Here is a 25832-nt window from a genome sequence, read left to right as displayed (position 1 = left end):
CCGCCGATGTCCGTCGGAAAAACCCGCGCCCACTCCCTCCGCACCTGCGGGGCCCTCTGTGCCGGTTTTTCGCTCTTCTGGATCGCCCTTTACTACTTTGGCGAAACCACTGTTTCGGAGGATTTCGTCTCCCCGATGACGGGAGCAGAATGGCGCCTGCAAGACGTGAGACTCCGCCAGGGACTCCCGGCTCCCACCGACCCGCGCGTTGTCTTCCTCGGCTTCGACCAACAGAAGGAGGACCGTCCCTTCCCCGAAGAAATGGCGGGCTCGCCCGCGCTCCAGTCCATGAGCAACACCTGGCCCTGGTCCCGCGCCGTCTGGGCCGAGGCCATCGAGCGGCTCGCCTCCGCCGGCGCGGAGGCCATCATCGTCGACCTTCTCTTCCCCAACCCCGGCGTCGGCGATGACATCCTGGCCCAAACCCTCAAGCGCCATGCCGACAAGGTCGTTCTCGGCTACAACATCGTCAACGGCAACGCCCACACCGAATCCGCGCGCATCAACATCTACCCGTCCGAAACGCTCATTGGCGGAGTCATGGAATCCCTGCCCATTCTCGGCTACGTCAATTTTTACCCGGATGCCGACGACGTCATCCGTCGCGTCACCTACCGCCAATGGGACCCCACCCTCGGGCCCAACGGTTCTTTGGTCGAATCACTGGCGGCCAAGGCGCTGCACAAGGCCGGGCTGTCCCATCTGATTCCCGCCTGGGACGGGGGACAATACCGTTTCCGCTATGCGGGCGGGCCCAACACCGGGTTCCCTTACCGTCCCATTTACGAGATCTTCGTCCCATCGATCTGGCAGAACAACTACGACAACGGGGCCTTTTTCAAAGGCAAGATGGTGCTCATCGGACCGGCCGCCAACTGGACACAGGACCTCCAACAAACCCCCTATCTCTCCAAAATGTTCGGACCCGAGGTCCACGCCAACGCCCTCAACGCCGCCCTCACGGGCTCCTTCATCCGCGAACCTTCCCCGGTCTGGAATCTGGGACTCATCGCCGCCTGCGGTCTGGCCGCATTCCTCCTCATGGCCCTGGTCGGTGCGCCCGTCCTGCGCGTGCTCGGCCTGGCCCTCATCAGCACCGCTTTCCTCTTCTTCATCCAATGGCTCTACAGCCAACACGGCTGGATGATCATCGCCATCGCCCCCATCCTCTGTTTCAACACCTCCGGTGCCGCCTGCCTCTTCCACCAGTTCCTCATGGACCGCCTCGACCGCGCCCGCACCCGTGCGAATTTCGAAAAATACGTCTCGGCCAATGTCGTCGCCAGCATGCTCGACCGGGCCGAGGAATTCGACGAGATCCGCAAGGGCACCCGCCTCCCCTGCACCATGCTTTTCTCCGACCTCCGCGGCTTCACCACCCTGACCGAAAGCGCCGACTCCAAGGCCCTCGTCGTCCAACTCAATGAATACTTCACCGAGATGGTTGAAGCCGTCTTCCGCCACGACGGCACCCTGGACAAATTCATCGGCGATGCCGTCATGGCGGTCTGGGGCAATGTCACCAGCGCGGGCAAGGAGAACGATGCCCGCAATGCCGTCTTCACCGCGCTCGATATGCTCGATTCCCTCGACAAGCTCAACGCCAAATGGACAGCCGAGGGCAAGGGCGAATTCCACATCGGCATCGGGCTGAACCACGGCGAGGTCATCGCGGCCGACATGGGGTCGACCCGCAAGAAGGAATTCACCGTCATCGGCGATGCCGTGAATATGGCCTCACGTCTGGAGGGCGCGACCAAGGAGTACGGCCTCACCCTCATCCTCGGCCAATCCGTGGCAGATCTGGTTCGGGGCGCCTTCCCCCTGCAAACCGTGGACCTCATCCGCCTGAAGGGCAAAACCATCGCCGCCGACACCTTCACCATCCTGCGCCAGAATCCCGACCTCGAAGCGCTGGCCGTCTACGAACACGCCATTCGGGACTACCGTGCCGGACGGTTCACCGAAGCGTGCGACGCCTTGCAACAAATCCTGCCGCGTTGGAAGCACAACCAGTTGCCCCATCTCTACTTGGAACGTTGCCAGGAACTCCTCGCCCACCCTCCCGCAAGTTGGGATGGCGTCTTTGTCATGAAGACCAAGTGATCGGGTAGGACTTTGTGACAAAAAACCGTTGATCTCGCGCAGAGACGCAAGGAGCGCTGAGGAGGAACGGGGCACGGGAGGCTCCAGGTGCGTTTTGCGTTTAATCTGCTCATCGTTCTCGTACTCTTTCTCCTTCTCGTTCTCTCGTGGATGGAGATCACGAGCACGAGCGCGAGTAAGAGAAAGGAGTGGAAACTGCGGCCAATTCAATAGAAAAGGCTCCAAGGAATCGCCTCACCCCGGAAACTCACCCGGATTCGGCACTTTGAAGGCATGGGCGATCAACCGGCACTCCATCCGACCGTCATCTCCGAGGTCCACTTCAACCACATCAAAGCGGACGGGAATGTCATCGCGCTTCAATTCCTGCAGATAAGCATGGCCCGCGCGGATCAGTTTGCGTTGCTTCGAGGGCGTGACTGCCGCCGCCGGACTGGACCAGGCATCGGTGGCCCGGGCCTTGACCTCGACGAACACCAGGGTGTCTTGATGGCGGCATACCAGGTCGATCTCGCCCCATCTGGTGGTGTAATTCCGGACCAGGATGCGGTAACCCTGCCGGCGCAGGAACCGCGCCGCTGCGGCCTCGCCCCGGGCCCCGCGCCCGGACCGGTCACTCCGGGCGGGCAGGGTGGCATTGCGCCACGGGAGCAAAGGAGCGGCGGTGTTCCGGACAAGGCCCCAGAGCCGCGAGAGCACGGAGGTGTGCGGCGGTGCCGTAGCCCTTGTGCTGTGCGAATCCGTATCCGGGGTATTCCCTTTCAATCCGCTCCATGATACGGTCGCGGCTTTCCTTGGCAAGGATGGAGGCAGCGGCAATGGAGGGAACCCGGGCGTCGCCGGAAACCACCGCCCGGCCGGGCCGGCCTGAATCGGGCAGGATGTTGCCATCCACGAGCAGGAAATCCACTTTGCGCGACAGCCCTTCAACCGCGCGCCGCATGGCCAGCAATGCCGCTTGCAGGATGTTGATCCGGTCGATTTCTTCCACCGAGGCCGTGCCGACCGCCCATTCTATGCCGGGCAGCGACTGCAATTCGTCAAACAACCGGCTCCGCGCTTTGCGCGTCAGCTTCTTGGAATCGTTGAGTCCAGGCGGACAGCTTCCCAGAGAGGGGAAGAGGAGTGCGGCTGCCACCACCGGGCCGGCCAGACAACCACGCCCGGCCTCATCCACCCCGGCGATCCGGGTAAAACCCGCGGCCTGGGCTTCGATCTCAAAATCCCAGGAAAGTCCTATCTTGGCCATGGTTGTTTTTATACCAAATCCTATTGAATCAGCGACAGAATCAGCGGGAGGGCGAGGCTCCTGGCTCCCCCGTAGGCGTTCGGGGCCAAGCCGTTTTGAGGTCATTTTTCCAAGGGCGGCTCAGCTGGAACTTCGCCCTCCCATAAGGCAGTTTTGGCACTTTTTCGCCTACTCCATTTGGTTTGAGTATGACGCCAAAGCGGAGGCCGTCCCCCCATTCACCAATTCATCCAAACACAAAAAGCCCGGAGCGTCGCGCCCCGGGCTTTTGTGGGATCGTGCCCGCCTGCTAGAGAGGGCGGAAGATCATTATTCCGCGGCCGCAGCGGCCTTGGCTTCGGCTTTCGCCTCGGACTTGGCTTTGGCCTTGGCGGCCTTGCTGTCGCGCACCGCACCCTCATCGGCCTTGACCGTCAGGGCGCCCTTCTTGCCGCGCAGGAAATACAACTTGGCCCGGCGGGCGGTGCCGGAGGTCTCGACGACAATCTTCTCAATGAAGGGCGAGTGCAACGGGAACACGCGCTCGACACCTTCACCGTAGCTGATGCGGCGCACGGTGAAGCTTTCGTTGATGCCGCGGCCTTTGCGGCCGATGACCACCCCGGCATAGACCTGGGTACGTTCCTTGTCGCCTTCTTTGACCCGGGTGGACACTTTGACCCAGTCGCCGACCTTGAAGTCGACCTTTTTCGCCTTGAGCTGTTCGCTCTCGATTTTTTCAATCAGTTTCATCTCATTCACCTTTCTCGTTTCGCTGTTCCAATAAATCCATTCTACGTTCACGCGTCCGGCGTTCGGCCTGCTCGTGGCGCCATGTGGCGATGGCCGCATGGTTGCCGGTGAGCAGGATCTCCGGCACCTTCTTGCCCCGGAATTCCACCGGGCGCGTATACTGCGGACCTTCCAAAAGGTCCGCGGAAAAACTTTCCGTCTCCGCCGACTCTTCGTTGCCCAGGACCCCGGGCAACAACCGCACCACCGCGTCGATCACCACCAGGGCCGGCAGGGTGCCGTTGGTCAGCACATAATCGCCGATGGATATCTCCTCGTCGATCCAGCCTTCCCTCACCCTTTCGTCGATCCCTTCGTAGTGGCCGCTGACCAGGACCAACCGTGGCAAGGCGGCCAGTTCCACCGCCTTGGCCTGGTCGAAGACCTTCCCCTCGGGGGTCAGGTAAATGACCCGGGCGGGTTCCGCCTCCAACGTCCGGACGGCCTCGATGGCCGACACCAGGGGCTCGCACATCATCACCATCCCGGGGCCGCCGCCGTAGGGCCGGTCGTCCACCGTGCGATGCCGGTCGTGCGCCTGGTCACGGATGTTGTGGACACGGATGACGGCCTGTCCTGCTTTCTGCGCCCGCTGGAGGATGCTGGTCCGCAGCGGACCCTCCATCATTTCGGGGAAAAGCGTCAGGACGTCGATCTTCAAGACCTTGACCTTCAGGCCGCGGCCTCGTCCACCACCTCGAGCTGCACCCGCCGGTTGTCCCGGGAGGCTGCGGCCTGCATGAGGCTGCGGATCGCGCCGATGGTCTTGCCGTGCTTGCCGATGACCCGGCCGATATCCGCCGGGTTCAGGCGCACGACGTAGGTCGTCACTCCGTTGTTCTCCACCTCCTGGACATCCACTTCGTCCGCATAGCTCACCATCGAAGAGACCACGAATTCCACGAAGTATTTCATCGCCGGGGTCTCGCTTCGCTGGGTTAGGCGGCTTTCTTGCGCGTCTTTTTGATCAAGCTGGTGACGGTTTCCGAGGGCTTGGCCCCTTGCTTGATCCAGTACTCCACACGCTCCAGCTTGAGCGGGGATTCCTGGTTCTTGCCCTGCGGGTCGTACGAACCCACGGCCTCGATGAACTTGCCATCGCGGGGGCTGCGCTTGTCCGCCACCACCACACGGTAGTACGGGCGGTTCTTGGCGCCTTCTCGTCTCAGTCGAATGACTACTGCCATAATCGTTTTCCTCTTCCTGTCTGTGCGGCGGTTCAGCGGCCCCGGAACAGTTTTTTGAGCTGTTCCTCAGGCCTCCCGCTGCGGGTCACTTTGCCCATCATTTTCTTCATGGTCCGAAAACGATGGAGCAGCTGGTTGACTTCCGTCACGGAAGTTCCGCTGCCCGAGGCAATTCGCAGTCGGCGTCGCGCGTTGATCAGGTCCGGTTTGCGTCTCTCCTGCTTGGTCATGGACCCCAGGATCGCCTCCGTCCGTTTCAACCCGTTTTCGTCGACTGCGGAATGTGGGATGCTACCCATGCCGGGTATCATGCCAAGAAGATTCTGTAGCGGACCCAATTTCCGCATCATCCGCATTTGGTCCTGGAAGTCCTGCAGGTCGAAAGATTCCTTCTTCATCTTCTCCTGCATCCGCGAAACGTCTTCCACGTCGACCGTTTCCTGGACTTTCTGCGCCAACCCATAAAGATCCCCCATGCCCAGGAGCCGACGGACCAGTCGCTCGGCCTCAAAAGCCTCAAAATCCCCTGTCTTTTCCCCGGTTCCTAAAAACTTGATCGGGCAACCTGTAACTTCCTGTAACGAAAAAGCCGATCCCCCACGGGCATCGCCGTCGAATTTCGAGAGTACCAAGCCGGTCAGACGGGCCCGCGCCATGAAACCTTTGGCCACTTCGACAGCGGCCTGGCCCAAGGCCGCGTCCGCGACCAACAATGATTCTTGAGGTTCGATGACCCGGATGGCGGACGCCAACTCGGCCAGGAGATCGTCGTTGATTTCCATCCGCCCGGCCAAGTCGAAGATGGTCACGGTGGCCCCCAAACGGAGAGATTCCTCCCTCGCCCAGGCCAGATGGGCCGCAAGATCCCGGCCCGGCTGCGGCCGCAGGACGGTGGCTCCGATTCTTGTACCAAGGATCCCCAATTGGTCGGCGGCCGCCGGTCGTTGCAAGTCCGCCGCCACCAAGACCACCCGCTCCCGTTCCTGCACCAGAAACTGGGCCAATTTGGCCGCGGTGGTGGTTTTGCCCGCCCCGTTCAACCCGCACAGCGCCACGCGCAGCGGACGCACCGGGGCCAATCCCGCATCCTCCCGCGTGAACAAAGCCAACAATTCGTCGTGGACGATTTTGACGAACCAATCCCCCGGCCGGATGCTTTGCCGCACTTCTTCGCCCAGGGCCTTTTCCTTGACCCTCTCGCAGAACTGCCGGGCCACCTGGTAATTCACATCCGCGGCCAGCAACGCCATGCGGACATCGCGCAGGGCCTCGGCCACATTGCTTTCGTTCAGCGTACCATAGCCACGAAGCGTCTTGAAGACGGACTGGAGTTTATCGGCAAGGGCATTCATTTTTGCTTGTCGCCCCCTGCGGATGGACACTTGCAATTCTGGGTCCGGACCGGAAGATGGGCAGAGGGCCCAATTTAGGGAGCCCCGCGCCACCTGTCATGAAATTAATCGACCGCCACATCCTCACCAGCCTGGTCGCCCCCCTCTTCTTTTGCCTGGTCGCCTTCTACTGCCTCTTCATCGTCATCGACCTCTTCGATACCCTACCGGATGCGATCAAGAACAAAGCCGGCTGGGGCGCCTTGGCCCAGTTCTACCTCATCCCCGCCCCGATGATTTTCCAGTCGGTCGCCCCGGCGGCGTACTTCCTCGCCGTCACCACCGTTCTGGTGGCCTGGTCCTCCACCCGCGAACTGGTGGCCGTCCTGACCGCCGGGACCAGCCTGGCCCGGGTCTCCATCCCCTTCTTCCTCATCGGGCTCGGGGTCATGGTGGTCCAGTATTTCCTCTTCATCGAATGGTCCCCCAAGACCGACGCCTGGCGTATCGAGATGGCGAGAAAGATGCAGAAAAACCAGTCCTCCTCCCAGGTTTTCCGCTCCGTGATTTACAAAAACAGCGCCAGCGGCGCCCTATGGTTCGCCCAGGAAATCGACCTGAGGAACAAAACGGTCAAACAGGCGGAAATTCTCCTGCCCGACGACCTGGGCCGCGACCGTTTGAAGATTTTTGCCGCCCGCGGCGAATACAAAGACGGCTACTGGGACTTCGCCGGGGTGCGAAAAGTTGAATTCAACCGCGATGGCTCCTCCCTCCCACCCCAGGACCTGCCCACGCTACAGACCCCCTTCCTCAATGAAACGCCGCGACAACTGGTCGCCGTCATGAGCCCGGCCAGCGGCATGACCTGGCCGGAGCTGCGCGAATTCTTGAAAACCGCGCCCTCCGGCTCGACCGGCAAAAACGCCCCCTACCGCACGGAGAACCTCTACCGGCTGGCCTATCCCCTGGTCTGCCCCATCCTCTGCCTCTTTGCCTTCGGCCTGGCGGTCAACTTTGACCGTCGCAACAAGGCCACCGCCGTCTTCCAGTGTCTGCTCGTCCTCGGCGGCCTGATCCTCTGCTTGGAATTCTTCAAGGCCATGGGCAATGCCAAGCGGCTCAACCCCTGGATGGCGGCATGGAGTCCGGTCTTCCTTTTCGGCACTGCCGGGCTCTGGCTCTTTGCCGAACGCGTCGGCTGGCTGTGGGATCTGCGCCATTTCATCCATCAAGGCCAGACACCCCTCCCCATTTCCAACGCCAACTCCCATTCAGGCTCTGATCCGACCCCAAGTTCGCCTTCCACCCCGGACGATGTCTTTCCCTCGGGATAAGCGCCTTCCGCGTCGGCCCCACCATCAGCGTACGCTTCACACCGTTCTTGCGGTGTGCGATGGGCAGGCTAATTTTGCCCTCCATGCCCGAACTCGCCAAAGCCTATGAACCCGGCCCCGTGGAGGAAAAACTCTACGCCCGTTGGCTCGCCCATGGCTCATTCCGCGCCGATCCCGCCTCGACCAAGCCGGCCTACTCCATCGTCATCCCGCCGCCCAACGTCACCGGCGTCCTCACACTGGGCCACGTCCTCAACAACACCCTCCAGGACATCCTCTGCCGCAAGGCCCGACTTGAAGGCAAGGAAGTCCTCTGGCTCCCCGGCACCGACCACGCCGGTCTCGCCACCCAGACCGCGGTCGAAAAAGCCCTGCGCAAGCCCGACGAACTCCCCCCCGGCGTCCGCGCCACCCTCGAATCGCTCCCCCGCGTCTGGGACCAGTCGAAAAACAAAGCCAAAGTCCCCCTGACCCGCCACCACATCCCCCGCGAGGACCTGCTTGAACTGGTCTGGTCGTGGACCCGCGACCGCGGGGGCGTCATCATCCAGCAACTGAAGAAACTCGGTTGCTCCTGCGATTGGGAACGCCAGCGCTTCACCATGGACGACGACTACCACCGCGCCGTCCAGCAGGCCTTCGTCGACCTCTACAACCGCGGCTACATCTACCGCGGCAAGCGGATGGTCAACTGGTGTCCCGCCTCCCTCACCGCCATCTCCGATGAGGAAGTCATCGCCACCCCGCAAAAAGGAAAACTCTACACGATGCGTTATGAAGTGGTCGAAGAACCCGGCCGCTTCCTCGAAATCGCCACCACCCGTCCGGAAACCCTCATGGGCGACACCGCCGTGGCCGTCAACCCCAAGGACGAACGCTACACCGCCCTCATCGGCAAGCACGTCTGGCGCCCCTTCCCCAAGGCCCAAATCCCCATCGTCGCCGACGACCACGTCGATTTCGCCTTCGGCACCGGCGTGCTGAAGGTCACACCGGCCCACGACAAAGCCGACTTCGACATCGGCCTGCGCCACCACCTCCCGATCATCGATGTGTTGCATGCGGATGGGCGGATCAACTGCCCCGACGTGCCCGAACTCGACGGACTCGACCGATTCGAGGCCCGGAAAAAAGCCGCGGAGATGCTCGCCGCCCTCGGCCAATTGGTGAAGGAAGATCCCTACGAAAACAACGTCGGTTTCAGCGAGCGCGGCCAGGTTCCCATCGAGCCCCGGCTCTCCGAGCAGTGGTTCCTTGATTACAAAAAGATGTTGGGCGGAAGGATGATCGATGAGGCCCTGCGCGTGGTGCGCGAGCGCCAGATCCGCTTCTTTCCCGAGCGCTGGGAAAAAGTTTACGCCCACTGGCTGGAAAACATCCAGGACTGGTGCCTCTCCCGCCAGGTCATCTGGGGCCACCGCATCCCCGTTTGGTATCACACGGGCCTCCACCAGAAACCTGAAACTGGAAACCTGAAACTGGAATCAATCTGCCAGATCGATTCTCCGGGCGAAGGCTGGGAACAGGATCCCGACTGCCTCGACACCTGGGCTTCTTCCTGGCTCTGGGCCTACGCCACGATGGACCCGGCGATCCAGAAAAAATTCTATCCCACATCCGCTCTTGTCACCGGCCCCGACATCATCTTCCTCTGGGTCGCCCGCATGATCATCGCCGGCCTGGAGTTCGAACCCTCCGGCACCGACGACGTGCAGAAAAACATTGCTTTCAAGGATGTTTACTTCACCGGCCTGATCCGCGACGCCAAGGGTCGCAAGATGAGCAAGTCGCTCGGCAATTCTCCCGACCCGCTCGATCTCATCGCCAAATACGGGGCCGACGGCCTCCGCTTCGGCCTCATGCGCATCGCCCCCCAGGGACAGGACATCCGCTTCGATGAGAAGCAGGTCGAGGAAGGCCGCAACTTCTGCAACAAGCTCTGGAACGCCTGCCGCTTCCGGACGATGCAGGGCCCGGTCGATCCCCAGGCCGATCCCTATTCCGCGCGGCACGAACTCTCACCCTTCGCCGAAGACATCTTGGCCAAGCTCGACCGATTGATCCTCGAAGTGGACAAGGGCTTCGCAGAATATCAATTCAGTGCCGTAGCCTCCGCGCTTTATGCCTTTGTCTGGGACGACTTCTGCTCGCGTTACCTCGAAGCGGCAAAAGGCGACTTCAACAACCCCGATTCCCCCACCCGCTCCGGAACCCTGGCCACCATCGATTTCGTCCTCCACCGCGTGCTCAGGCTGCTCCACCCCTACGCCCCCTTCATCACGGAAGAGCTGTGGCTGGAACTCGGTTTCAGCAACGAAACCATCCAATACGCAGTCTGGCCGAGCGCAAAAACGCGGGATGTGAAATGCGAAAATGTGGAATTGGCCAATGCTGTTTATAACACGGTCGACGCCGGTCGAAGCCTCCGCGGCGAATTCGGCATTCCCTCCAGCCAAAAAATCGCCTTCAAAATGGTTTTCACCGACGTCCGTCCTCTGTCCTCTGTCATCGGTATTCTGGAGAGCCTCCTCAACGCATCATCCTTGGAGGCGATCTCCGCCCCCATCAAGGCCCCGATGCTGATCACCCCCTTGGGCGAACTCTATCTCCCGCTCGCAGGCCTGATCGACGTGGAAAAAGAAAAAGCCCGCCTGGATAAGGAAATCACCAAGGCAAAAGCCGATCTGGAGCGCGAGGAAAAGAAACTGGCCAACACCCAGATGGTGGAAAAAGCCCCGGTGGAAAAAGTCACCGAGTGGCGCGCCCTGGCCCAGGACGCCAAAGACCGTCTGGTTAAACTCGAAGCCCAATTCAAGAGCCTATGAGGGTGACCATTTAGAATTAGGCCCGCGAAACACGGGAATGCGCGCGAGTTCATTGAGGCTTGAGAGAAAGACCTGATCGAAGTCTCCACTTTCGGAAACTGAATCCCGTCGGTATTCCGTTTGAACCATGCAAAATTTCATTCTGATTTCGCGTGTTTCGCGGGCAGCCAACCACCGTGATTCGCCAAGGAAGCGATGGATGCTTCGTCGTTCTTCTTGAATAACCCTACCGTGCGGGGCAGATTGAACAGGTCCGTCCACCACACGGTTCATTCTGACGAGCATCAAAAGCAAACGAGAATCCCCATGAAAATCCCCGCCCTCCTGACCGTCCTGCTCCTTGGAAGCCTCCTCGCCGTCGCCCGTGCCGCAGAACCTGCTCCAGAGGCCCTCGCCGCTTCCACCAAACTCCTTGGAGCCATCACTGCCGGTGACTACGCGGCCTTTGTCGCCGATGGGGATGCCGCATTCAAGCAACTACCCCAAGCCGCCTTCGCTTCCGTGGCGGCCCAGCTCGGACCCAAATTCAAAGCCGGCGTGACCCCGACGTACCTCGGCGATCTCAAGCAGAAGGGATTCGACGTCACTTTGTGGCGTCTCCGCTTCGCCGACGGAAGCGACGACGCCCTCGCCACCCTCAGCCTCAAGAACGGCAAGGTCGGCGGTTACTGGATCAAGTAAAAGGGCCGGGCCCATCCAAGCCTGCCGGTGGGAATGATATCTGGGTTTGCTGATGGTCCCTCATACGGCCTGAACCGCAGGACTCGTCGAGGCAATACCTGGGACGCGGGAAGGCCGTCGCCTGGTCAAAACAATCAATACTGACGTGGCCCTCACTCAAAAGTTCTATTCTAGCCTCATTTTTCTTTAGTAGCTCAATATCAATAGTTTATTCAAATTTATACATAATCCAATCATCTACATCCAAGCTCGTAGTGTAAAATTAACTTGCATTAATCGGCGTTCAATTCAGATTGAACACATGCAGCACAAAACTGTAAACCAAGTTTGCACTCTCATCGTCGCCTGCCTTTTGAGCATGACGACCTTTGCATCGGCCCAGAACACGATTGTCACCGTCACCGAAAATCCTTCGGCCACCAGCACTTCGCTGATTGGAACCAACATCTTCACCTTCAACAACTTGCCCATCGGACTCAACTACAATGTTTCATGGGATGGGGTGGGTAAATTCGACCAACTCAACGTCATCAAGGCCAACCAATACGGTGGGGCGCCTGACGCGGCCAATCCGGGAGGCTCCCCTTACGCCGTTCAAGGCATCGGCAGTATCAAGACCACGACCTTCACCCTCAATGTGCCCAATTCCTACTTCGGCCTCTGGTGGTCGGCGGGCGATGCCTCCAACCAGCTCAGCTTCTACAAAAACAACACGCTCGTGGCCCAATACACCACCGCCTCCCTGTTGAGCGGTTTGGATCGCAGCTACTTCGGCAACCCGCTCAATCGCAAGCTCAACTCGGGCGAGGCTTACGCCTTCATCAACTTCTACGGCGACGCCTCCACCAGTTGGGACCAGATCGTGCTCTCCAACGTCACATCTTCGGGCTTCGAGTCCGACAACTTCACCACGCGCCAGTTCAGTTTCAATCCGAAGGTCGACGCTCCGGAGTCCTTGGGCAAAATCGTGGCCTCGATCCAAAAGGGCACCACCACCAAAGTCTCGAACGTTCCCACCACCTGGGTCTGGACAGACAAGACGAGCGTACCCGCCGCCCCTGTGCCCCCGCAGGCCGCGTTGGGCCTCTTCGCTCTGGCTTTCGCCCTGCGTGGACGTCTTTACCGCACCGCCTGAACCCGGAGTCGACGTTCCCCCGCGCTCGCATCGCACACCGTTCTTGCGGTGTGCGATCCGGTGACTAGGGTCGGGTTTGATGCAAAAAGTTTCCGGCCCGCGTTGGTCCGGGCGCCACCTCCCCTTGGTGGCGTTGTTGGCGGCAATTGCCTTCGTCTCCACCCGCAACATCACGGTCGATGCTTTCGGGGCACTTTGCAAAGGCCCCGTCCTGTTGCTGCTTTCGCTCACGGGCCAACCTGCGGTCGATGATGGCCATGGGTTTGCCTGGGGTGCATTGAACATCCCTTGGACCCGGGATTGCGCGGGGCTCAACCTGCTCCTGGTGTTGCTGGCCCTTTTCCTCTGGACCCGCCGCCAGCACCTGGAAGGCCGGTCGTTCTGGATCGGTCTGGCCAGCCTGCTTCCCCTGGCTGTTCTGGCCAATGTCCTGCGCATCCTCACCCTGATCGGATACCGCTGGTTGTTCTTCCCGGAAATTGAGCCCCCGCAACTGCATTACTTCATTGGTTTCCTCTGGTTGGTCCCCTTCGCCCTCCTGCTCAACCGCCTTGGAAAGACCGGACCCCTCCCCAACTCCACACTCGAACTGACCCAGGCCGCCGCGGCCATGGCCCTCATCGCACCCCTGCTGAATGCGGCCGGACACTGGCCCGCCGCTGCTGCCGTGATGATCGGCCTGGCCCATGGGCGGCCGGTACGGCAACTCGATGCCGTTCACACCGCCCTCACCGCGTTCTGGGTGGCCGCAGCCGGGGCGATTGCCTGGTGCGGGATCGAATCGTTGTGGTTTCCCTGGATCGTGGCCTGTCCTCTGGTCATCGAGCGACGCTGGCTGGCTTCGGCCTCCGGTTGGGCCTGTCTGGCAGCCAGTTGCCCCCTGCTCATCCTGGCACCCTGGGGAGAAGCGGCCGCATGGGGACTGCTCGTCTTCTCGCTCGCCTGGGAAAGGTTCCACCCGGTTGTGCTGATCGGGCAAAATCCGGGCCTTCATCCCTCCACGCGCCTGGCGCGGCTGGCCGCCCTGCCCCTGCTGACCCTGCCTTTCGTGGCTCCCCTGCTCTCCAACGCCTTCTTGGACCTGCCCCACCCCCCAGCTTCCGCCGAGCGACGCGAATTGCCGGGCGAGGGTTATGAACTCCACCTCCCGGACCAGGCCCCCGGGATGGGACTGCTCTGGTTCGAACCCCGGGGCAGCGACCGGCACCACGCTCTGGAAGTCTGCCTCAAGTACCGCGGGATCAACCTCCGTCCTACCGGCACATCCGGCATCCAAACCGACGGCCAATCCTGGTTCCGGGAATTCTTCCTGGTCGATGGTGCCTTGATCCCCTCCCATTCCGAGTACCTCAAGTCGACGCTCGGATTCCGCAAATCCCCCGGCATCCACCTGATCTGGGTCGGCAGCCGGGAAAAGTTCGCCCTCGAATCCTTCGACCAGGCCAGTCTGGCCTCCTCCCAGAGACTCATTCTGGAAATGTCCTCACAATCCACCAACCAACCCAAACCGAGCTTGTCCAGGCCATGAAAACGTTGCGCGCCCTCCACCTCTACCTCGGCTGCCTTTTCGCCCCCCTGCTCCTGTTTTTTGCCGTTTCCGGCATTTGGCAAACTTACCGCTGGGAACGACCCAGCTTCGGCAAGAACAATGCCCTCACCCTGCTCTCCACGTTGCACACCGGCCACGCCCTGAAGACCGGCCAGCCCAACACCCTCTCCTCTGTCTACATGCAGGGGCTGGTCACCGCCATGTCGCTGTGCTTCGTCGCTACTGTCATCATCGGGCTGGTGATGGCCTTCCGCTACGGCCGCCGACGCACCGCCCTCCTCTGTCTGTCCGGCGGCATCCTCCTCCCGCTCCTGCTGATCGGGCTGGTGTGGTTCAACTGATTCCCCGCCACTTTTGGTACCCGTGCGCGGTAACCGGGATGATACAGATGAATAACGACCAAAACTCCAAATCTCCAAGGAGTTACGTTTGGTTTTGCGCAGAAAGCCAGCTCACCTGAGGGAGCCAAACCTATTCACTTTCTGCCTCCTGTTTCAATCTTGGTGTCTTGGTGGTTTATTTCTGAATCCGGTGCCGGGCTCGCTTTGGGATTGGCCTTTGACGGGAACACTGCATAAAGACGCGCACCATGATCCTCAGCGACCACCAAATCAGTACCCTGGCCCGCAAGGGCATGATCCGTCCCTTCGAACCCCAATTGATCCGCCGCGATCCCGATTCCCGGCCTGTGCTGTCGTATGGCTGTTCGAGTTACGGCTACGACCTCCGCCTTTCCGCGCGGGAATTCCAGGTCTTCCGCCATGTGCCCGGCACGGTCATCGACCCCAAGCATTTCAATCCCCGCAATCTCGAGAAGGTTTCCCTGCATGAGGACAAGCAGGGGCAATACTTCATCCTGCCGGCCCGGAGTTATGGCTTGGGAGTTGCGGTGGAAAAACTGACCCTGCCCCCGAACGTCACCGCCATTTGTGTCGGCAAGAGCACCTACGCCCGCTGCGGCATCATCGCCAACGTCACCCCCGCCGAGGCCGGATGGAGCGGGCACCTGACCCTCGAGTTTTCCAACTCCTCCGCCGCCGACTGCCGGATCTACGCCAACGAAGGCATTGTGCAGATACTCTTCTTCACCGCCGAAGAATGCGCCGTCTCCTACAAAACCCGCGCCGGGAAATACCAGGACCAGAAACAGCGAATTACCCTGCCGAAGGTGTGAGTTTTTATTCAAATAAGCCGCCCAAAAACAGCTGGATCAACAACCATGAAACGCTGGCACAAAATCACATGTTTTTGCACGTTGATCATTTTGGGATTGGGAATACACCGTCTGAGCACCCCTTTAGTCTGCGTAAACCCGGCCCCTCTCACGGTGAGATCCATGCCATCACGACCCAACTTTGGACCTATGAGTTATAGGCTAACGACTTCCTACTACCGGACATCCGGGGTCGGCGATGTTCAACCCGGTCACAATTACGGCCGCGTCCTCCGGTAAGAAGAAAAGTCCCCTCATCTACGTTTGAATGTGCGCGGTGGCCAAGGCATCGCGGTCCGTATCGTCGGGGTTTTCGAAGGGGGATTCATTCAGGGTTGCGTTTGTGGGAGTTGACTGACCGTCGCTCGAAAGGCGGAACGCCAAGAAATCTGCGACATATTTCCTAACAACCAAAGAAACTTCAAAAGACCGCCACCGAGCCCTGGGCGGTACCGACGGCGATGCGGTCCTGCACCGGCGACCAGGCCAGGGTGCTGATTTCCTGGTCAAGAACGGCCGCACCGAGGATCTCGTCCTCTCCATCGCCGTTCCAAAGGATGAGGCGCCCGGCCTTGCAACCGGAAACGAGGTGGTGGTTGCGGGGATGAAAAGCCATGGCGGTGACGAGGTCGGCATGGGCCATGAAAGGCTTGCCCTGGCGGCCATCGGGACCGGGACCGGAACAATCCCACAGAATGATGTCCATACCCCCGGCCGTGGCCAACCACTTGCTGTCGGCCGTCCATGATTGCAGGCGGACTTTTCCAGGATACCCCTGCATGTGCAGATGGTCACCGCTCGCTGCCTCCCAAATATGCACGGAGTGTTCCTGGCTGCCCGCGGTGACCCAACGACCATCCGGGCTCCAGGTGCAGGACCAGAGGGCGGCCGGCCAGTCGTAGCGGCGGATCTCCCTCCCGCTCTTCGGATCCCAGACGCGCAGACCACCGTGGGTGGCTCCCAGCAACATACCGCCCGGCGGATACCAGGCCAGGTCTTCGATGCTGGTCTTGCCATCGGTGATGTCACGCAGCGGCACACCATCCTTGCCGGTCAAAACCACCGATTTGCCCCAGGCCACGGCCATAAGCGGGGATTCCGGCCCCGTGCTCCACAGCATGCGCAAGGGCCAGCCCTTGGCGGGTTTGAGGTCGACCGCGCCCTTGCCACCTTCAGCGGTCCAACTGCGCAGGCGCCCGTCCTGGGCGGCGGAGAAGAACAGCGCACCGTCCGGCGACCACGTGAGCGACTGCACTCCCAGGTCATGGGCTTGGATTTTTTCAATCAAGGAACCATCGCCGGCAAACAAATCGATCCCACCCGCGCCGTTGGCCACGGCCAACTTGGCGGCATCGGGCGACCAGGCCAGTGCGGTGATGAAGTCGTCGGATTTGGCCGACCAACGGGGGCCCAGGCGGCGGGTCTTTACCGGTTCCGTCATGGGTCAGGCCAGGCAGGATTTGAAACCGCGGTTGAGGGCATCACGGTCCAGTTCGCGTCCGATGAACACGAGGATGTTTTTCCGGGTCTCTCCCGCCTTCCACTCACGATCGGGCTGGGCCTGGAGGATCATGTGAACCCCCTGGAAGACCACCCGCTTGGATTGGCCCCGGACCGCGATGACCCCTTTCATGCGGAAGATGTTGACCCCCTGCTCCTGCAGCAGTTTGCCCAACCACTCGTTGAGCTTCTTGCCATCCACTTCCCCCACCGCTTCGATCCCGACTGATTTGACGGATTCATCATGCACATGATCATGGCTGTGGCCATGTCCGTGGTCGTGGTCATGATCGCAGTGGCCATGTTCGTGGTCGCAGTGGCTGTGATCGTGCCCGTCGTGCGCATCGTGGTTGTGTTCCTTTTCTTCCCCCAGGAAGTGCGGTTCCATTTCCAGGATGCGGTCGAGGTCGAAGCCGTGGACATCGAGCACTTTGTCCAAAGGCACATTGGCATTTTCACAGCGGTGCACCCTGGCCAGCCGGTTCATCGTGCGGATACGGGCTTCAAGGGAATCGATTTCGGAGGACGGCACCAAATCGGTCTTGTTGAGCAGTACCACGTCGGCAAAGGCGATCTGTTCCTTGACTTCGCGGCTGTCGCCGATGTGGAGGTTGACGTGCTTGGCGTCGACGAGGGTGACCACGGCATCCACCTTGAGCACGGCCTTCATTTCGTCGTCCATGAAGAAGGTCTGGATGACGGGTCCGGGATCGGCCAGGCCGGTCGTCTCGATGAGGATGCGGTCGAATTTGTCGCGCCGCTTGAGCAAGCCGTGGAGGATGCGGATGAGGTCGCCCCGCACGGTGCAGCAGATGCAGCCGTTGTTCATCTCGATGATCTGCTCCTGCCCCTGTTCGCGCAGCAGGATGTCGTTGTCCACGCCCTCTTCGCCGAACTCGTTCTCGATCACGGCGATGCGGTGGCCGTGATCCTCGGAAAGAATGCGGTTTAACAGCGTGGTTTTTCCAGCGCCGAGAAAGCCGGTGAGGATGGTGACGGGAACTTGGCTTGCCATTGTGATCTTTCGAGATGGACGCTCGTCATCGACGGCGCGGGAGAATAACAGAAATGATTACGGCAGTGAGGGGGCACGGTTCTAGCGCTTCCGGTTGAAGGGGGCCACCGTGTCCGCATTGAGTCGGTAGCCTGCGCTGCCCATGTTGGTTTTCGAGCGACCGCTTTCGATCGCACCGCTGATCCAGACCGGTTCCGCGGCGGTCGCTTCAGGGACCGGTTTGGCCGGAAACACATGGATAATCTGGTTTGCCGGTGGTGGCGGCAGGTGGATACACGCGCCGAAGTAGGGCATCAGCAGGAATTCGTGAATCAGGTTGCCGCGCCGCTCCAGCGGGACCACAAAGCCTGCGATGCGCACGCGCGTGTTGTCGAGGGCGGAGTTAAGCGGGGCGTTGTCCCACATCTCCTGCATGCGCGCCATCGCCTCCATGGCGCGCGGATCACCGTCCTTGAGCGTGGCGAAATCCAGGCCTTTCAACTCAGCGGCCGGATCCCATCCCTTGGGCAAGAGGGCGTCCCACTCGACAGTACGATACGTCGGCCCTGGTTTGGCGTCCGCCGGTGCAGCGGGCAGTCGTTCGCCAAGCCGGTAGCCGGGTTTGGCTTGTTGTGCTGCCGCTCCCTGGATGAGCGGCAAGGTCATTGCAAGGGCGAGTACGAGTCGCTTGCCAAAGGACGGTCGTCGGGACGTAATCATTTTTGGTATGCCTCATTGGCGCTTGTAGGGTTCAACCTGTTCCGCATGGATGTGATAGCCGGCGCTTCCCATGGCGGTGTCGGCGCGCCGGACCACCAGTTCCCCGCTGATCCAGACAGGGTCCATTGCCACGCCCTCGTGGGGTTTTGACGTGCGCACATGGATGATCTGGTTCGAAGGCGGCGGCGGCGTATGGATGCAGGCGCCGAAATACGGGACCAGCAGGAACTCATCGATCAGCATGCCACGTCTCTCGAGCGGAACGACGAATCCGGGGATGCGCACGCGCTTGCGATCAAGCTGCGAGTTGATCGGGGCCTGTTGCCAAAGCGCTTGAACTTTGGCCAGAGCATCTGCGGCGCTTGCGTCCCCATCGCGTAGTGCGCCGAGATCAAGTCCCTTGAATGCGGCTGCCGGGTCCCAGCCCGCGGGTAGCAGTTCTTCCCAGGTGATCTCCCGATACTTCGCGTCCGGGGCGGGAGCTTGTCGCGCGGTGATCGGATCCCCTATCCGCCAGGCCGCGGGACCATGGCGTGCCTCGCGGCCGGCGAGATTGAACAAATCAAGCGCGAACCAGGCAAGTCCCGCGCAGAAAACCACGATCGCTCCAGCCCGAACACCTGTTTTCACCGGATCACCTTTCGCGCGTCAGATTCGCGGTGCCAAGCCATCAGCCAGGGCCATCCGGTACGCCCGATACCCCGGCACCAGGCTTGCCGCAAGGCCGATGGCAACGATCGCAAGCAGCATGGTCAGTTCAGCGCCATCGGGAAGGCGCGCCCGCAGTACGACGCCGTAACGGGTTAGCGCGAGCTCACCCAGCAGCGGCGCTGCAGCGGTCAGCAAAAAGAGACCCAGAATCACTCCGCCGAGGGTGATCAGTAGCCCCTCGACGGCAAGCAATGCGAAGACATCGCTGGGTGCCGCGCCAACCGAGCGCAACACTGCGAGCTCGCGGCGCCGTTCGCCCAACCCCGCCAGTACCACTGCCACCAGGCCGATGAATGCCACCGCCGCGACCAGCGCCGAGACCCCTGTCAGGGTGCGCTCGACAGTCCCGATCATTTGCCAGAGGTCGTCGAGCGCCACTCCCGGCATCACCGCCATCAGCGGCTCGGTTCGAGAGGCGTTGATGCGACGCTGGGCGGCGAACACATCGGACCGGTTGTGCAGGCCTACCAAGGCGGCGGTAATCGATTTTGGAGTGAGATTGAACTTGCGCGCAAATTCCGCGGGAATCGACAGGCCGGGCACCGGGGCGCCGCCCTGCCAGTTGAGATGGATGGCCTCGATGGCTTCGAGGCTCACATGAACCGTGCGGTCTACAGGCGTACCGGTGCGGGTGAGGATGCCGACCACTGTGAAGGGTTTGTCGCCGTGCTCGGCCAGGTCGGCATCACCCGCCCCATGGGATAGGGTGATGCGATCGCCCAACCGATAGCCGGTGGCAGCCGCCACGTCCGCGCCGATGACGGTATCGAAAAGCTGCTCGAAGCGCTTGCCCTGCGCCAATTTCAAGGGCAATCGGTCGCCATGGCGGAAATGATCGAAGTAGGCACCTGTCGTGCCCAGCACCGCGAAACCGCGATGGGAATCCCCAAGCGAAAGGGGCACCGTCCAGGCCACTGCCGGATCGCCAGCCAGCGCAAGATAGCTTGGCCAGCCCATGTTGTTGGTTGCTGCACCGATTCGAAACACTGCGTAGAGCAGCAATTCCACCGGGTCGGCGCGAGCTCCCACGATGAGGTCGGTACCGGATACCGCCTCGGCGAAGCTCGCCCGTGCGTCGGTGCGCAGGCGTTCGATGCCGACCAGCAGGACGACACTCAAGGCCACCGATAGCACCATCATGCCCAGGGTCAAGCGGCGGTTCCACGCGCTGCGCGCAGCCAGGACGGGAATGAACGGATTCACGCGCCCTGCTCCTCGGCGTGTGCCCGGTTGATCTCGCCCAACGCCAGCGTGCGCGAGAACGCGTTTTCCAGTCGCCTGTCATGGCTGACGAAAAGCAGACTGCTTCCCGCCTGCGCGCATTGCTCAAGCAGGAGTTCGAGGAAGGCCATCTGGCGCCCGGCGTCGAGCGCGGAAGTGGGTTCGTCCGCGACAATGATTTCGGGCGCACCGATCATTGCGCGCGCGGCGGCGACCCGCTGTTGCTGCCCGATGGAAAGCTCGGTGACGCGCCGCTTCAGGAGGTCGGGTGCGAGGTCGAGCCGGGCCAGCAAGCGGAGGGCTTCAGCCAGTGGTGAGGAAGACTGCAGCAAACAACGCTCCGCACGGCGTCTTGAAAAGCGGCAAGGCAGCAAAACGTTGTCGACGACCGTCAGGTAGGGAACAAGGTTGAATTGCTGGAACAGGAATCCGACGTGGTCGGCGCGGATACGGTCACGCGCGGCCGCACCGGCGTGCTGGAAGTCGGTCCCCAGCACATGAACCCTGCCCTGATCGGCAACGACGACCCCGCCGATCAGATTCAGGAGCGTACTTTTGCCGCTGCCTGACGGGCCGTGCAGGAACAGGCTTTCACCGAGCCCGAGGCAAAGATGCGGGATCTCCAGGCACCAGGGTAGGCCCGGCTTCCAGCGAAAGCGGACGTCCTCGATCAGAACGGCCTGCGATGGCAACGTGGCAGTCGACATCCTAGAGCCGTACGATACGATTCTTTGGGGTCAGACGTTGCGACGCCTGACCTCGCGGCCCGGCAACCTGGACGTCGATCCGTTTCAGGCGTGGCAACTCCCCGAACAGTCGGACCTCGATCTCGCGCAATGCCTCCGGCCGGCCGCAAGTAAAGGTGTAGGCGGCTTCCATGTTGGCGTGTTCCTCGTTTGCAGGAGGTGTAGTGCCGCGCGGTGCATCGTGGCCCGGAGTGCCGGCAAGCACAGGAGCGTTCAGTCGCACCGGCCCGGCGACGCATCCAGCGCCTGCCGAGGGTGCCGCCACTGATTCGCTGCGTCGCAGGCGCACCGCCATGGCGTCGACGGCGCGGCCTTGGCTCGCGTTGGCGGGAGCGGTCTCGAAACCCAACAGGTTGTCCAGCGGCGTGTTCAGGGTAATGGAAAGTTTGTCGCCGGCGATCGACACCTGGATCGTCGCATGTCCATGCACATGGGCTTGGTGTGCAAGCGCGCCGTGTGCGGCGACCTGCATTCCCAGCGCTACAAGGATCGATGCGGATACCTGGGTCCTTGCATGCATCTCATCCCCCCTTCATTGCGCGATACCGCTCGACTGCCAACCTAAACCAGGTGACCCAGGGAGATCGCCAACCCACCGCCGGCCACCAGCGATGATTGCACTGCGATGTCCATCGGACGCCTGCGCTTCTGCATCTGAGGCACCAGATCGGCGGCGGCAATGTAGATGAAGCTCGCCGCTGCAATCGCCAATGCGTACGGCACAAGTCCATTGGCCAGTGGTAGCGCATACCAGCCAAGCAAGCCGCCCAGCACGGCGGTCATGCCGGAGAGCAGGTTCAAGGCCAGCGCAGGCAAGAACCCGAAACCGGATTGCCTGAGGAGCACGAAATCGCCGAGCTCCTGCGGAATTTCATGTGCGATGACGCTGATCGCCACGGTCATGCCGAGTGCCGGGCTCTGCAGAAACGCCGCAGCGATCAGGACCCCATCGACGAAATTGTGGACCCCGTCCCCCAGCAGGATCATGATTGCCGAAGGCGTATGAGCGGATTCACCATCCAGATGATCGTGACGCCAAAGCGCGAGTTTTTCAAGCATGAAAAACCCGAACAGGCCCGCAAGAATGGAAAGTCCCAGGGTATGGGCCGGCAGCAATGTGGCTGCCTCCGGCAGGATGTCCATGAACGCGGCGGTTAGCATCGCCCCCACCGCGAATCCGATCATGTGCGAGCCCAAGCGTGGCGTCATGATGCGCCCGAGCAGCGCCGATGCGCAAACGCTAAGCAGCGTACCGCCGATAGTGGCGCAAAGAATATAGGCAAGGGTCATCGGGGGGGAGGTGCCGCGTTTGGCGGCGCCTGCGAGCCCGATCAATTATACGCAACAAAGTTGCAATAGAGCGCTTAGCCTGCGCAGCGTGCGCAGGTACCCTTGATGTTGAGTTCGATTTCTTCGCTCTTGAAACCCGCAGGCAAGTTCAACTTCGGGGTTGAACCGGTGGGTACGCAGAAAACATCGCCACACGTACGGCACTTGAAATGCGCATGCGGGTCGTCGTGCTTGCCTACGGCGCTGAAACGGAATACCCGTTCATCGTCGGCAATCTTGTGCGCGAGCCCCTCGCTGGTTAGCCAGTCAAGGACCCTGTAGACCGTCACACGGTCGACATGCTCGTTGGCGAGTGCCTGTTCCACGTCGCGATGGGAGAGGGCGCGATTGGCTTGCGTCAGCAGGCTCAGGATCGCGACCCGTGCACCTGTGACCCTGGCGCCGGTTGCGCGCAGGCTCTCTGTCGGAGAGGCAGGTTCAACAGGTTTGGACATGCGGTTTAGTCTAGAGCAAGCATGGTGTGCCTGCAATCAGGATGTCTGGACCTTAGACGAGCGACGGATGTTGAAGCACGTTCGCGGCAAAGCCGGACATCCCTTTAATGCAATACAGTTGCGATAAACGGTTCTGCTCGTTCATAATGCAACATAATTGCGTTTAAAGAAGGGGTAAAGGGCATGCTGGTTGTTGAAGAATCTCGGGAGATCGCGGCGGCCGTTCGATTCCGTTCCCGCGCGATTCGCATGGTTGATTCCCCTGCGGAGCTGATCGACATTTTCGATCCCGAGGTGCAAGTACTGGTATGGCGCCGGAAAGCGGCCAGGTTCGCGGCCTACTGCAGTGCGAGCCCGCCCGCTGGGTCCAGCTTCGGTACCGGGTTTCGGAAAGTGTTTCGCGCGGGGGAATCGCTTGGCAACGAGTTGTCGGAAGCGTTTAGCGGTCGGCCTACGATTGCCCCGGATGTGCTGTGCCTGGCGGAACTGTATGCCGTTCTGCTCGGCTGCGAGGCTATCGGACTGCGCTATGAAGTGGTTGATGGCGCCATGTGCCCGGGCTTTCATGTCGACCGCACCGGCATCCGTCTTCTTTGCACCTACCGCGGGCCCGGGACGCAGTGGATCGACGACTGCCATGCCGATCGCAGCAAACTGGGTCCCGGATCTGGGGGATTGCCTGACCATCTTTCCGGGCTGTTCGGGCCGGGTACGCAGGTTCAAGAAGCGGCGGTGGGCGATGTCGTGCTGCTCAAGGGTTCGCTCTGGCAGGGCAACGCCGGGCGCGGCGCGATCCATCGATCGCCCGCAGTCGATCCGGATCAGGCGCCGCGTATCCTGGTGGCGATGGATGCGGTTTGGATCTGATGTATCTCGGGTGCGCAGCGGTTGTGAACCGCGTCTTGGGCAAAGCACAGGTGGCGTTTGTCTTGACCTGACTCAGTCCCTGCGCAGCACCAGCCCCTTGAGGTACTCCCCTTCGGGAAAAGCCAGCCGGACCGGATGGTCGCCGGCGCCGCCAAGCCTCTGCTCCACCAGCGCGTCTATGCCGGCATCGAGAGCCGCCCCGGCAATGATCTTCTGGAACAGTTCGGCCCCTACACCGCCCGAGCATGAAAAGGTGACCAGGCGCCCCCCGGGCTTGAGCAGCTTGAAGCCGAGCAGGTTGATGTCCTTGTAGGCGCGGGCAGCACGTTCCACGGAAGCCGGCGTTGGCGCGAACTTGGGCGGATCGAGGACGATCAGGTCGAAGCTGCGACCGGTGTTGCGCATCTCGCGCAGCGTGTTGAAGACATCATCCTCGCGCCACTCGGCACGAGCGGGGTCGAAGCCATTGGCCTCAACATTCGCGCGCGCGATTTCAAGCGCCGGGCCGGAGGAATCGATGGACAGCACATGGCCCGCGGCTCCGCCCAGAAGGCCGAGTGAAAAGCCGCCGGTGTAGCAGAAGCAATTGAGGGCTTCCATGCCAGGGCTGGCAGCCGCCAGGTCGCGCACGATGCGCCGGTTCTCGCTCTGGTCCAGGTAAAAGCCGGTCTTGTGGCCGCGGGCGATATCGACCGCCAGGCGGATGCCGTGCTCTTCGATGAAAGTCCGCTCGGGCGGTGTACCGCGCAGGACACCACTGCGTGGCGTCAGCCCCTCGAGTTGCCGCACATCCGCATCCGAGCGTTCGTACAGGTCGGCCAGTCCGGTGGCGGCGAGTAACGCGTCGGCGATCTCCTCGCGCCATTTCTCCGCACCGGTGGAGAGGAATTGCGCCACCAGCGTGTCGCCGTAGCGATCGACGATGAGGCCAGGCAATCCGTCGGATTCGCCATGCACCAGGCGCATGCCGGTTCCGGGCCGATGGCGTGGCCGGCGGGCGATCGCTTCGCCGATGCGCGTGGCAAAGAAGCCGGGGTTGATCGGACGTTGGGCCTCGAAGGTCCAGACCCGCGCGCGGATCTGCGATTTCGGGCTGTAGGCGGCGAGCGCCAGCACGCCGCCACCATGGCTGCGGATACGCACGGTTTCGCCCGCTGCGGGCTCGTGTGAAACCTTGTCGATCGCGCCGGAAAACACCCAGGGGTGATGGCGTGCCAGCGACTTCTCCTTGCCGGCCTTGAGGAAAACATCAATCAAGCGGGTTCACTTTCTTTTCGCGCGGGGATGTGCGGCGTCGTAGACGCGCGCCAGTTGCTGGCAATCGAGATGGGTGTAGATCTGCGTGGTGCTGATGTTGGCGTGGCCGAGCAGTTCCTGGACCGCACGCAAATCGCTCGAGGATTGCAGCATGTGGGTGGCGAACGAATGGCGCAGTACGTGCGGGTGGACATTCGACGGGACGCCGCTGCGCAGGGCCCATTGTTTGAGCCGGGCCTGGACCACGGCCGGGGATATCCGCCGGCCGCGCGCCCCGACGAAAAGCGCCGGTTCCTCAGGCCGCGCGATGGTCCCGCGAATGGCCTGCCAGGCGGCCAGCGCCTGCATGGCCTTGCCACCGACCGGTACTGTCCTGGTCTTGCCGCCCTTGCCGGTGATCGTGACCTCGGCGTTGCCTTGGTCGACCCATCCGGCCGAACCCGCGCCTGCCGCGCGATCGAGGCCAACGACCTCCGCCAGACGCAGCCCCGATGAGTAGAACAACTCGAACATGGCAATGTCGCGCAGGTCCTGCGGATCTCCGGGGTCGGGCGTGGAGCGGTCAAGCAGCATGCCGGCGTGATCGACCGAGAGCGCCTTGGGCTGGCTGCGCGGCGCGCGCGGCGCCCGGATGCCGGCGGCGGGATT

General features: G+C 61.6%; 26 protein-coding genes and 1 pseudogene. 9 read left to right on the top strand and 18 right to left on the bottom strand.

What is annotated here, in order from left to right:
- Window positions 1-6 precede the first annotated feature (6 nt).
- Window positions 7-2106, top strand: a complete 2100-nt coding sequence (locus tag SFU85_04295; GenBank protein ID MDX6765991.1) for an adenylate/guanylate cyclase domain-containing protein — start codon at window positions 7-9, stop codon at window positions 2104-2106.
- A 234-nt stretch (window positions 2107-2340) separates the two neighbouring features.
- Here SFU85_04295 and SFU85_04290 read toward each other — a convergent pair whose 3' ends face one another.
- From SFU85_04290 to ffh, 7 genes and pseudogenes are all read right to left on the bottom strand, one after another.
- The gene (locus SFU85_04290) at window positions 2341-2760 is read right to left on the bottom strand and encodes a YraN family protein (protein ID MDX6765990.1); all 420 of its coding nucleotides are present in this window, start codon (window positions 2758-2760) and stop codon (window positions 2341-2343) included.
- Window positions 2720-3355: a ribonuclease HII gene (locus SFU85_04285; GenBank protein MDX6765989.1), complete on the bottom strand. Its 636-nt coding sequence runs from the start codon at window positions 3353-3355 to the stop codon at window positions 2720-2722. The genes SFU85_04290 and SFU85_04285 overlap by 41 nt, the downstream gene beginning before the upstream one ends.
- A gap of 423 nt (window positions 3356-3778) precedes the next feature.
- Window positions 3779-4087: pseudogene (rplS, locus tag SFU85_04280) on the bottom strand (50S ribosomal protein L19).
- Between the two features lies 1 nt (window position 4088).
- Complete coding sequence (gene trmD, locus SFU85_04275) at window positions 4089-4787, bottom strand: tRNA (guanosine(37)-N1)-methyltransferase TrmD (GenBank protein MDX6765988.1); 699 nt, start codon at window positions 4785-4787, stop codon at window positions 4089-4091.
- Window positions 4788-4798: 11 nt separating this feature from the next.
- A complete protein-coding gene (locus tag SFU85_04270) occupies window positions 4799-5041 on the bottom strand; it encodes a KH domain-containing protein (GenBank protein MDX6765987.1) in 243 nt (80 codons plus the stop codon).
- 23 nt (window positions 5042-5064) lie between these two features.
- Window positions 5065-5313 (bottom strand): 30S ribosomal protein S16, encoded by a 249-nt coding sequence (gene rpsP, locus SFU85_04265; protein ID MDX6765986.1) that lies wholly within the window; start codon window positions 5311-5313, stop codon window positions 5065-5067.
- Between the two features lie 32 nt (window positions 5314-5345).
- The gene (gene ffh / locus SFU85_04260) at window positions 5346-6665 is read right to left on the bottom strand and encodes a signal recognition particle protein (protein ID MDX6765985.1); all 1320 of its coding nucleotides are present in this window, start codon (window positions 6663-6665) and stop codon (window positions 5346-5348) included.
- A 98-nt stretch (window positions 6666-6763) separates the two neighbouring features.
- Between ffh and SFU85_04255 the strand changes: the two genes are divergently transcribed.
- The 7 genes from SFU85_04255 to dcd all read left to right on the top strand — a co-directional run bounded on the left by SFU85_04255 (window position 6764) and on the right by dcd (window position 15345).
- Window positions 6764-7981, top strand: coding sequence for an LptF/LptG family permease (locus tag SFU85_04255; GenBank protein ID MDX6765984.1), 1218 nt, complete (start codon window positions 6764-6766; stop codon window positions 7979-7981).
- A gap of 83 nt (window positions 7982-8064) precedes the next feature.
- Window positions 8065-10806 (top strand): valine--tRNA ligase, encoded by a 2742-nt coding sequence (locus tag SFU85_04250; protein ID MDX6765983.1) that lies wholly within the window; start codon window positions 8065-8067, stop codon window positions 10804-10806.
- Window positions 10807-11112: 306 nt separating this feature from the next.
- Window positions 11113-11487, top strand: a complete 375-nt coding sequence (locus tag SFU85_04245) for a hypothetical protein (protein ID MDX6765982.1) — start codon at window positions 11113-11115, stop codon at window positions 11485-11487.
- Window positions 11488-11788: 301 nt separating this feature from the next.
- Window positions 11789-12622, top strand: coding sequence for a hypothetical protein (locus SFU85_04240; GenBank protein MDX6765981.1), 834 nt, complete (start codon window positions 11789-11791; stop codon window positions 12620-12622).
- 79 nt (window positions 12623-12701) lie between these two features.
- Window positions 12702-14150, top strand: a complete 1449-nt coding sequence (locus SFU85_04235) for an exosortase/archaeosortase family protein (GenBank protein ID MDX6765980.1) — start codon at window positions 12702-12704, stop codon at window positions 14148-14150.
- Window positions 14147-14512 (top strand): hypothetical protein, encoded by a 366-nt coding sequence (locus SFU85_04230; protein ID MDX6765979.1) that lies wholly within the window; start codon window positions 14147-14149, stop codon window positions 14510-14512. The genes SFU85_04235 and SFU85_04230 overlap by 4 nt, the downstream gene beginning before the upstream one ends.
- A 248-nt stretch (window positions 14513-14760) precedes the next feature.
- Window positions 14761-15345: a dCTP deaminase gene (gene dcd / locus SFU85_04225; protein ID MDX6765978.1), complete on the top strand. Its 585-nt coding sequence runs from the start codon at window positions 14761-14763 to the stop codon at window positions 15343-15345.
- A gap of 460 nt (window positions 15346-15805) precedes the next feature.
- Here the strand turns inward: dcd and SFU85_04220 are convergent, their stop codons facing one another.
- From SFU85_04220 to SFU85_04180, 9 genes are all read right to left on the bottom strand, one after another.
- Window positions 15806-16825 carry a hypothetical protein gene (locus SFU85_04220; protein ID MDX6765977.1) on the bottom strand — a complete coding sequence of 340 codons (1020 nt, stop codon included), beginning with the start codon at window positions 16823-16825 and terminating at the stop codon, window positions 15806-15808.
- A 3-nt stretch (window positions 16826-16828) separates the two neighbouring features.
- Entirely contained in the window at window positions 16829-17899 is a 1071-nt protein-coding gene (locus tag SFU85_04215; GenBank protein MDX6765976.1) for a GTP-binding protein, read from the bottom strand.
- An 81-nt stretch (window positions 17900-17980) separates the two neighbouring features.
- Window positions 17981-18544, bottom strand: coding sequence for a DUF3299 domain-containing protein (locus tag SFU85_04210; protein MDX6765975.1), 564 nt, complete (start codon window positions 18542-18544; stop codon window positions 17981-17983).
- 66 nt (window positions 18545-18610) lie between these two features.
- Window positions 18611-19228, bottom strand: a complete 618-nt coding sequence (locus tag SFU85_04205) for a DUF3299 domain-containing protein (GenBank protein MDX6765974.1) — start codon at window positions 19226-19228, stop codon at window positions 18611-18613.
- A gap of 18 nt (window positions 19229-19246) precedes the next feature.
- The gene (locus tag SFU85_04200) at window positions 19247-20512 is read right to left on the bottom strand and encodes an FtsX-like permease family protein (GenBank protein ID MDX6765973.1); all 1266 of its coding nucleotides are present in this window, start codon (window positions 20510-20512) and stop codon (window positions 19247-19249) included.
- Window positions 20509-21237 (bottom strand): ATP-binding cassette domain-containing protein, encoded by a 729-nt coding sequence (locus tag SFU85_04195; protein ID MDX6765972.1) that lies wholly within the window; start codon window positions 21235-21237, stop codon window positions 20509-20511. Before SFU85_04195 ends, SFU85_04200 begins: the two co-directional genes overlap by 4 nt.
- Before the next feature lies 1 nt (window position 21238).
- A complete protein-coding gene (locus SFU85_04190; GenBank protein MDX6765971.1) occupies window positions 21239-21748 on the bottom strand; it encodes a DUF2796 domain-containing protein in 510 nt (169 codons plus the stop codon).
- Window positions 21749-21837: 89 nt separating this feature from the next.
- On the bottom strand, window positions 21838-22611 hold the full coding sequence (locus SFU85_04185) for a ZIP family metal transporter (protein MDX6765970.1): 774 nt from the start codon (window positions 22609-22611) through the stop codon (window positions 21838-21840).
- 29 nt (window positions 22612-22640) lie between these two features.
- Window positions 22641-23060 carry a Fur family transcriptional regulator gene (locus tag SFU85_04180; protein ID MDX6765969.1) on the bottom strand — a complete coding sequence of 140 codons (420 nt, stop codon included), beginning with the start codon at window positions 23058-23060 and terminating at the stop codon, window positions 22641-22643.
- A 183-nt stretch (window positions 23061-23243) separates the two neighbouring features.
- Here SFU85_04180 and SFU85_04175 point away from each other — a divergent pair, with 183 nt between their 5' ends.
- Window positions 23244-23927: a DUF1826 domain-containing protein gene (locus SFU85_04175; protein ID MDX6765968.1), complete on the top strand. Its 684-nt coding sequence runs from the start codon at window positions 23244-23246 to the stop codon at window positions 23925-23927.
- A gap of 72 nt (window positions 23928-23999) precedes the next feature.
- Here SFU85_04175 and SFU85_04170 read toward each other — a convergent pair whose 3' ends face one another.
- Complete coding sequence (locus tag SFU85_04170; protein ID MDX6765967.1) at window positions 24000-25184, bottom strand: class I SAM-dependent methyltransferase; 1185 nt, start codon at window positions 25182-25184, stop codon at window positions 24000-24002.
- Window positions 25185-25190: 6 nt separating this feature from the next.
- A partial coding sequence (locus tag SFU85_04165) for a tyrosine recombinase XerC (protein ID MDX6765966.1) occupies window positions 25191-25832 on the bottom strand: 642 nt, incomplete at its 5' end.

Source organism: Candidatus Methylacidiphilales bacterium, from assembly GCA_033875315.1.
In the GTDB taxonomy this organism is placed as follows: domain Bacteria; phylum Verrucomicrobiota; class Verrucomicrobiia; order Methylacidiphilales; family CAZTYG01; genus JANRJG01.
The sequence above is the reverse complement of the archived record's forward strand: the minus strand, read 5'-3'. Positions and strand labels throughout refer to the sequence as shown.

Bases quoted from the DNA above. Each gene is read 5' to 3' on its own strand.
- SFU85_04255 (MDX6765984.1), top strand. From the start codon at position 6,764: ATGAAATTAATCGACCGCCACATCCTCACCAGCCTGGTCGCCCCCCTC.
- SFU85_04295 (MDX6765991.1), top strand. From the start codon at position 7: ATGTCCGTCGGAAAAACCCGCGCCCACTCCCTCCGCACCTGCGGGGCC.
- SFU85_04215 (MDX6765976.1), bottom strand. From the start codon at position 17,899: ATGGCAAGCCAAGTTCCCGTCACCATCCTCACCGGCTTTCTCGGCGCT.
- SFU85_04230 (MDX6765979.1), top strand. From the start codon at position 14,147: ATGAAAACGTTGCGCGCCCTCCACCTCTACCTCGGCTGCCTTTTCGCC.
- SFU85_04245 (MDX6765982.1), top strand. From the start codon at position 11,113: ATGAAAATCCCCGCCCTCCTGACCGTCCTGCTCCTTGGAAGCCTCCTC.
- rpsP (MDX6765986.1), bottom strand. From the start codon at position 5,313: ATGGCAGTAGTCATTCGACTGAGACGAGAAGGCGCCAAGAACCGCCCG.
- SFU85_04195 (MDX6765972.1), bottom strand. From the start codon at position 21,237: ATGTCGACTGCCACGTTGCCATCGCAGGCCGTTCTGATCGAGGACGTC.
- dcd (MDX6765978.1), top strand. From the start codon at position 14,761: ATGATCCTCAGCGACCACCAAATCAGTACCCTGGCCCGCAAGGGCATG.
- SFU85_04190 (MDX6765971.1), bottom strand. From the start codon at position 21,748: ATGCAGGTCGCCGCACACGGCGCGCTTGCACACCAAGCCCATGTGCAT.
- SFU85_04180 (MDX6765969.1), bottom strand. From the start codon at position 23,060: ATGTCCAAACCTGTTGAACCTGCCTCTCCGACAGAGAGCCTGCGCGCA.
- SFU85_04250 (MDX6765983.1), top strand. From the start codon at position 8,065: ATGCCCGAACTCGCCAAAGCCTATGAACCCGGCCCCGTGGAGGAAAAA.
- SFU85_04220 (MDX6765977.1), bottom strand. From the start codon at position 16,825: ATGACGGAACCGGTAAAGACCCGCCGCCTGGGCCCCCGTTGGTCGGCC.
- SFU85_04210 (MDX6765975.1), bottom strand. From the start codon at position 18,544: ATGACCTTGCCGCTCATCCAGGGAGCGGCAGCACAACAAGCCAAACCC.
- SFU85_04240 (MDX6765981.1), top strand. From the start codon at position 11,789: ATGCAGCACAAAACTGTAAACCAAGTTTGCACTCTCATCGTCGCCTGC.
- SFU85_04175 (MDX6765968.1), top strand. From the start codon at position 23,244: ATGCTGGTTGTTGAAGAATCTCGGGAGATCGCGGCGGCCGTTCGATTC.
- ffh (MDX6765985.1), bottom strand. From the start codon at position 6,665: ATGAATGCCCTTGCCGATAAACTCCAGTCCGTCTTCAAGACGCTTCGT.
- SFU85_04270 (MDX6765987.1), bottom strand. From the start codon at position 5,041: ATGAAATACTTCGTGGAATTCGTGGTCTCTTCGATGGTGAGCTATGCG.
- SFU85_04285 (MDX6765989.1), bottom strand. From the start codon at position 3,355: ATGGCCAAGATAGGACTTTCCTGGGATTTTGAGATCGAAGCCCAGGCC.
- SFU85_04235 (MDX6765980.1), top strand. From the start codon at position 12,702: ATGCAAAAAGTTTCCGGCCCGCGTTGGTCCGGGCGCCACCTCCCCTTG.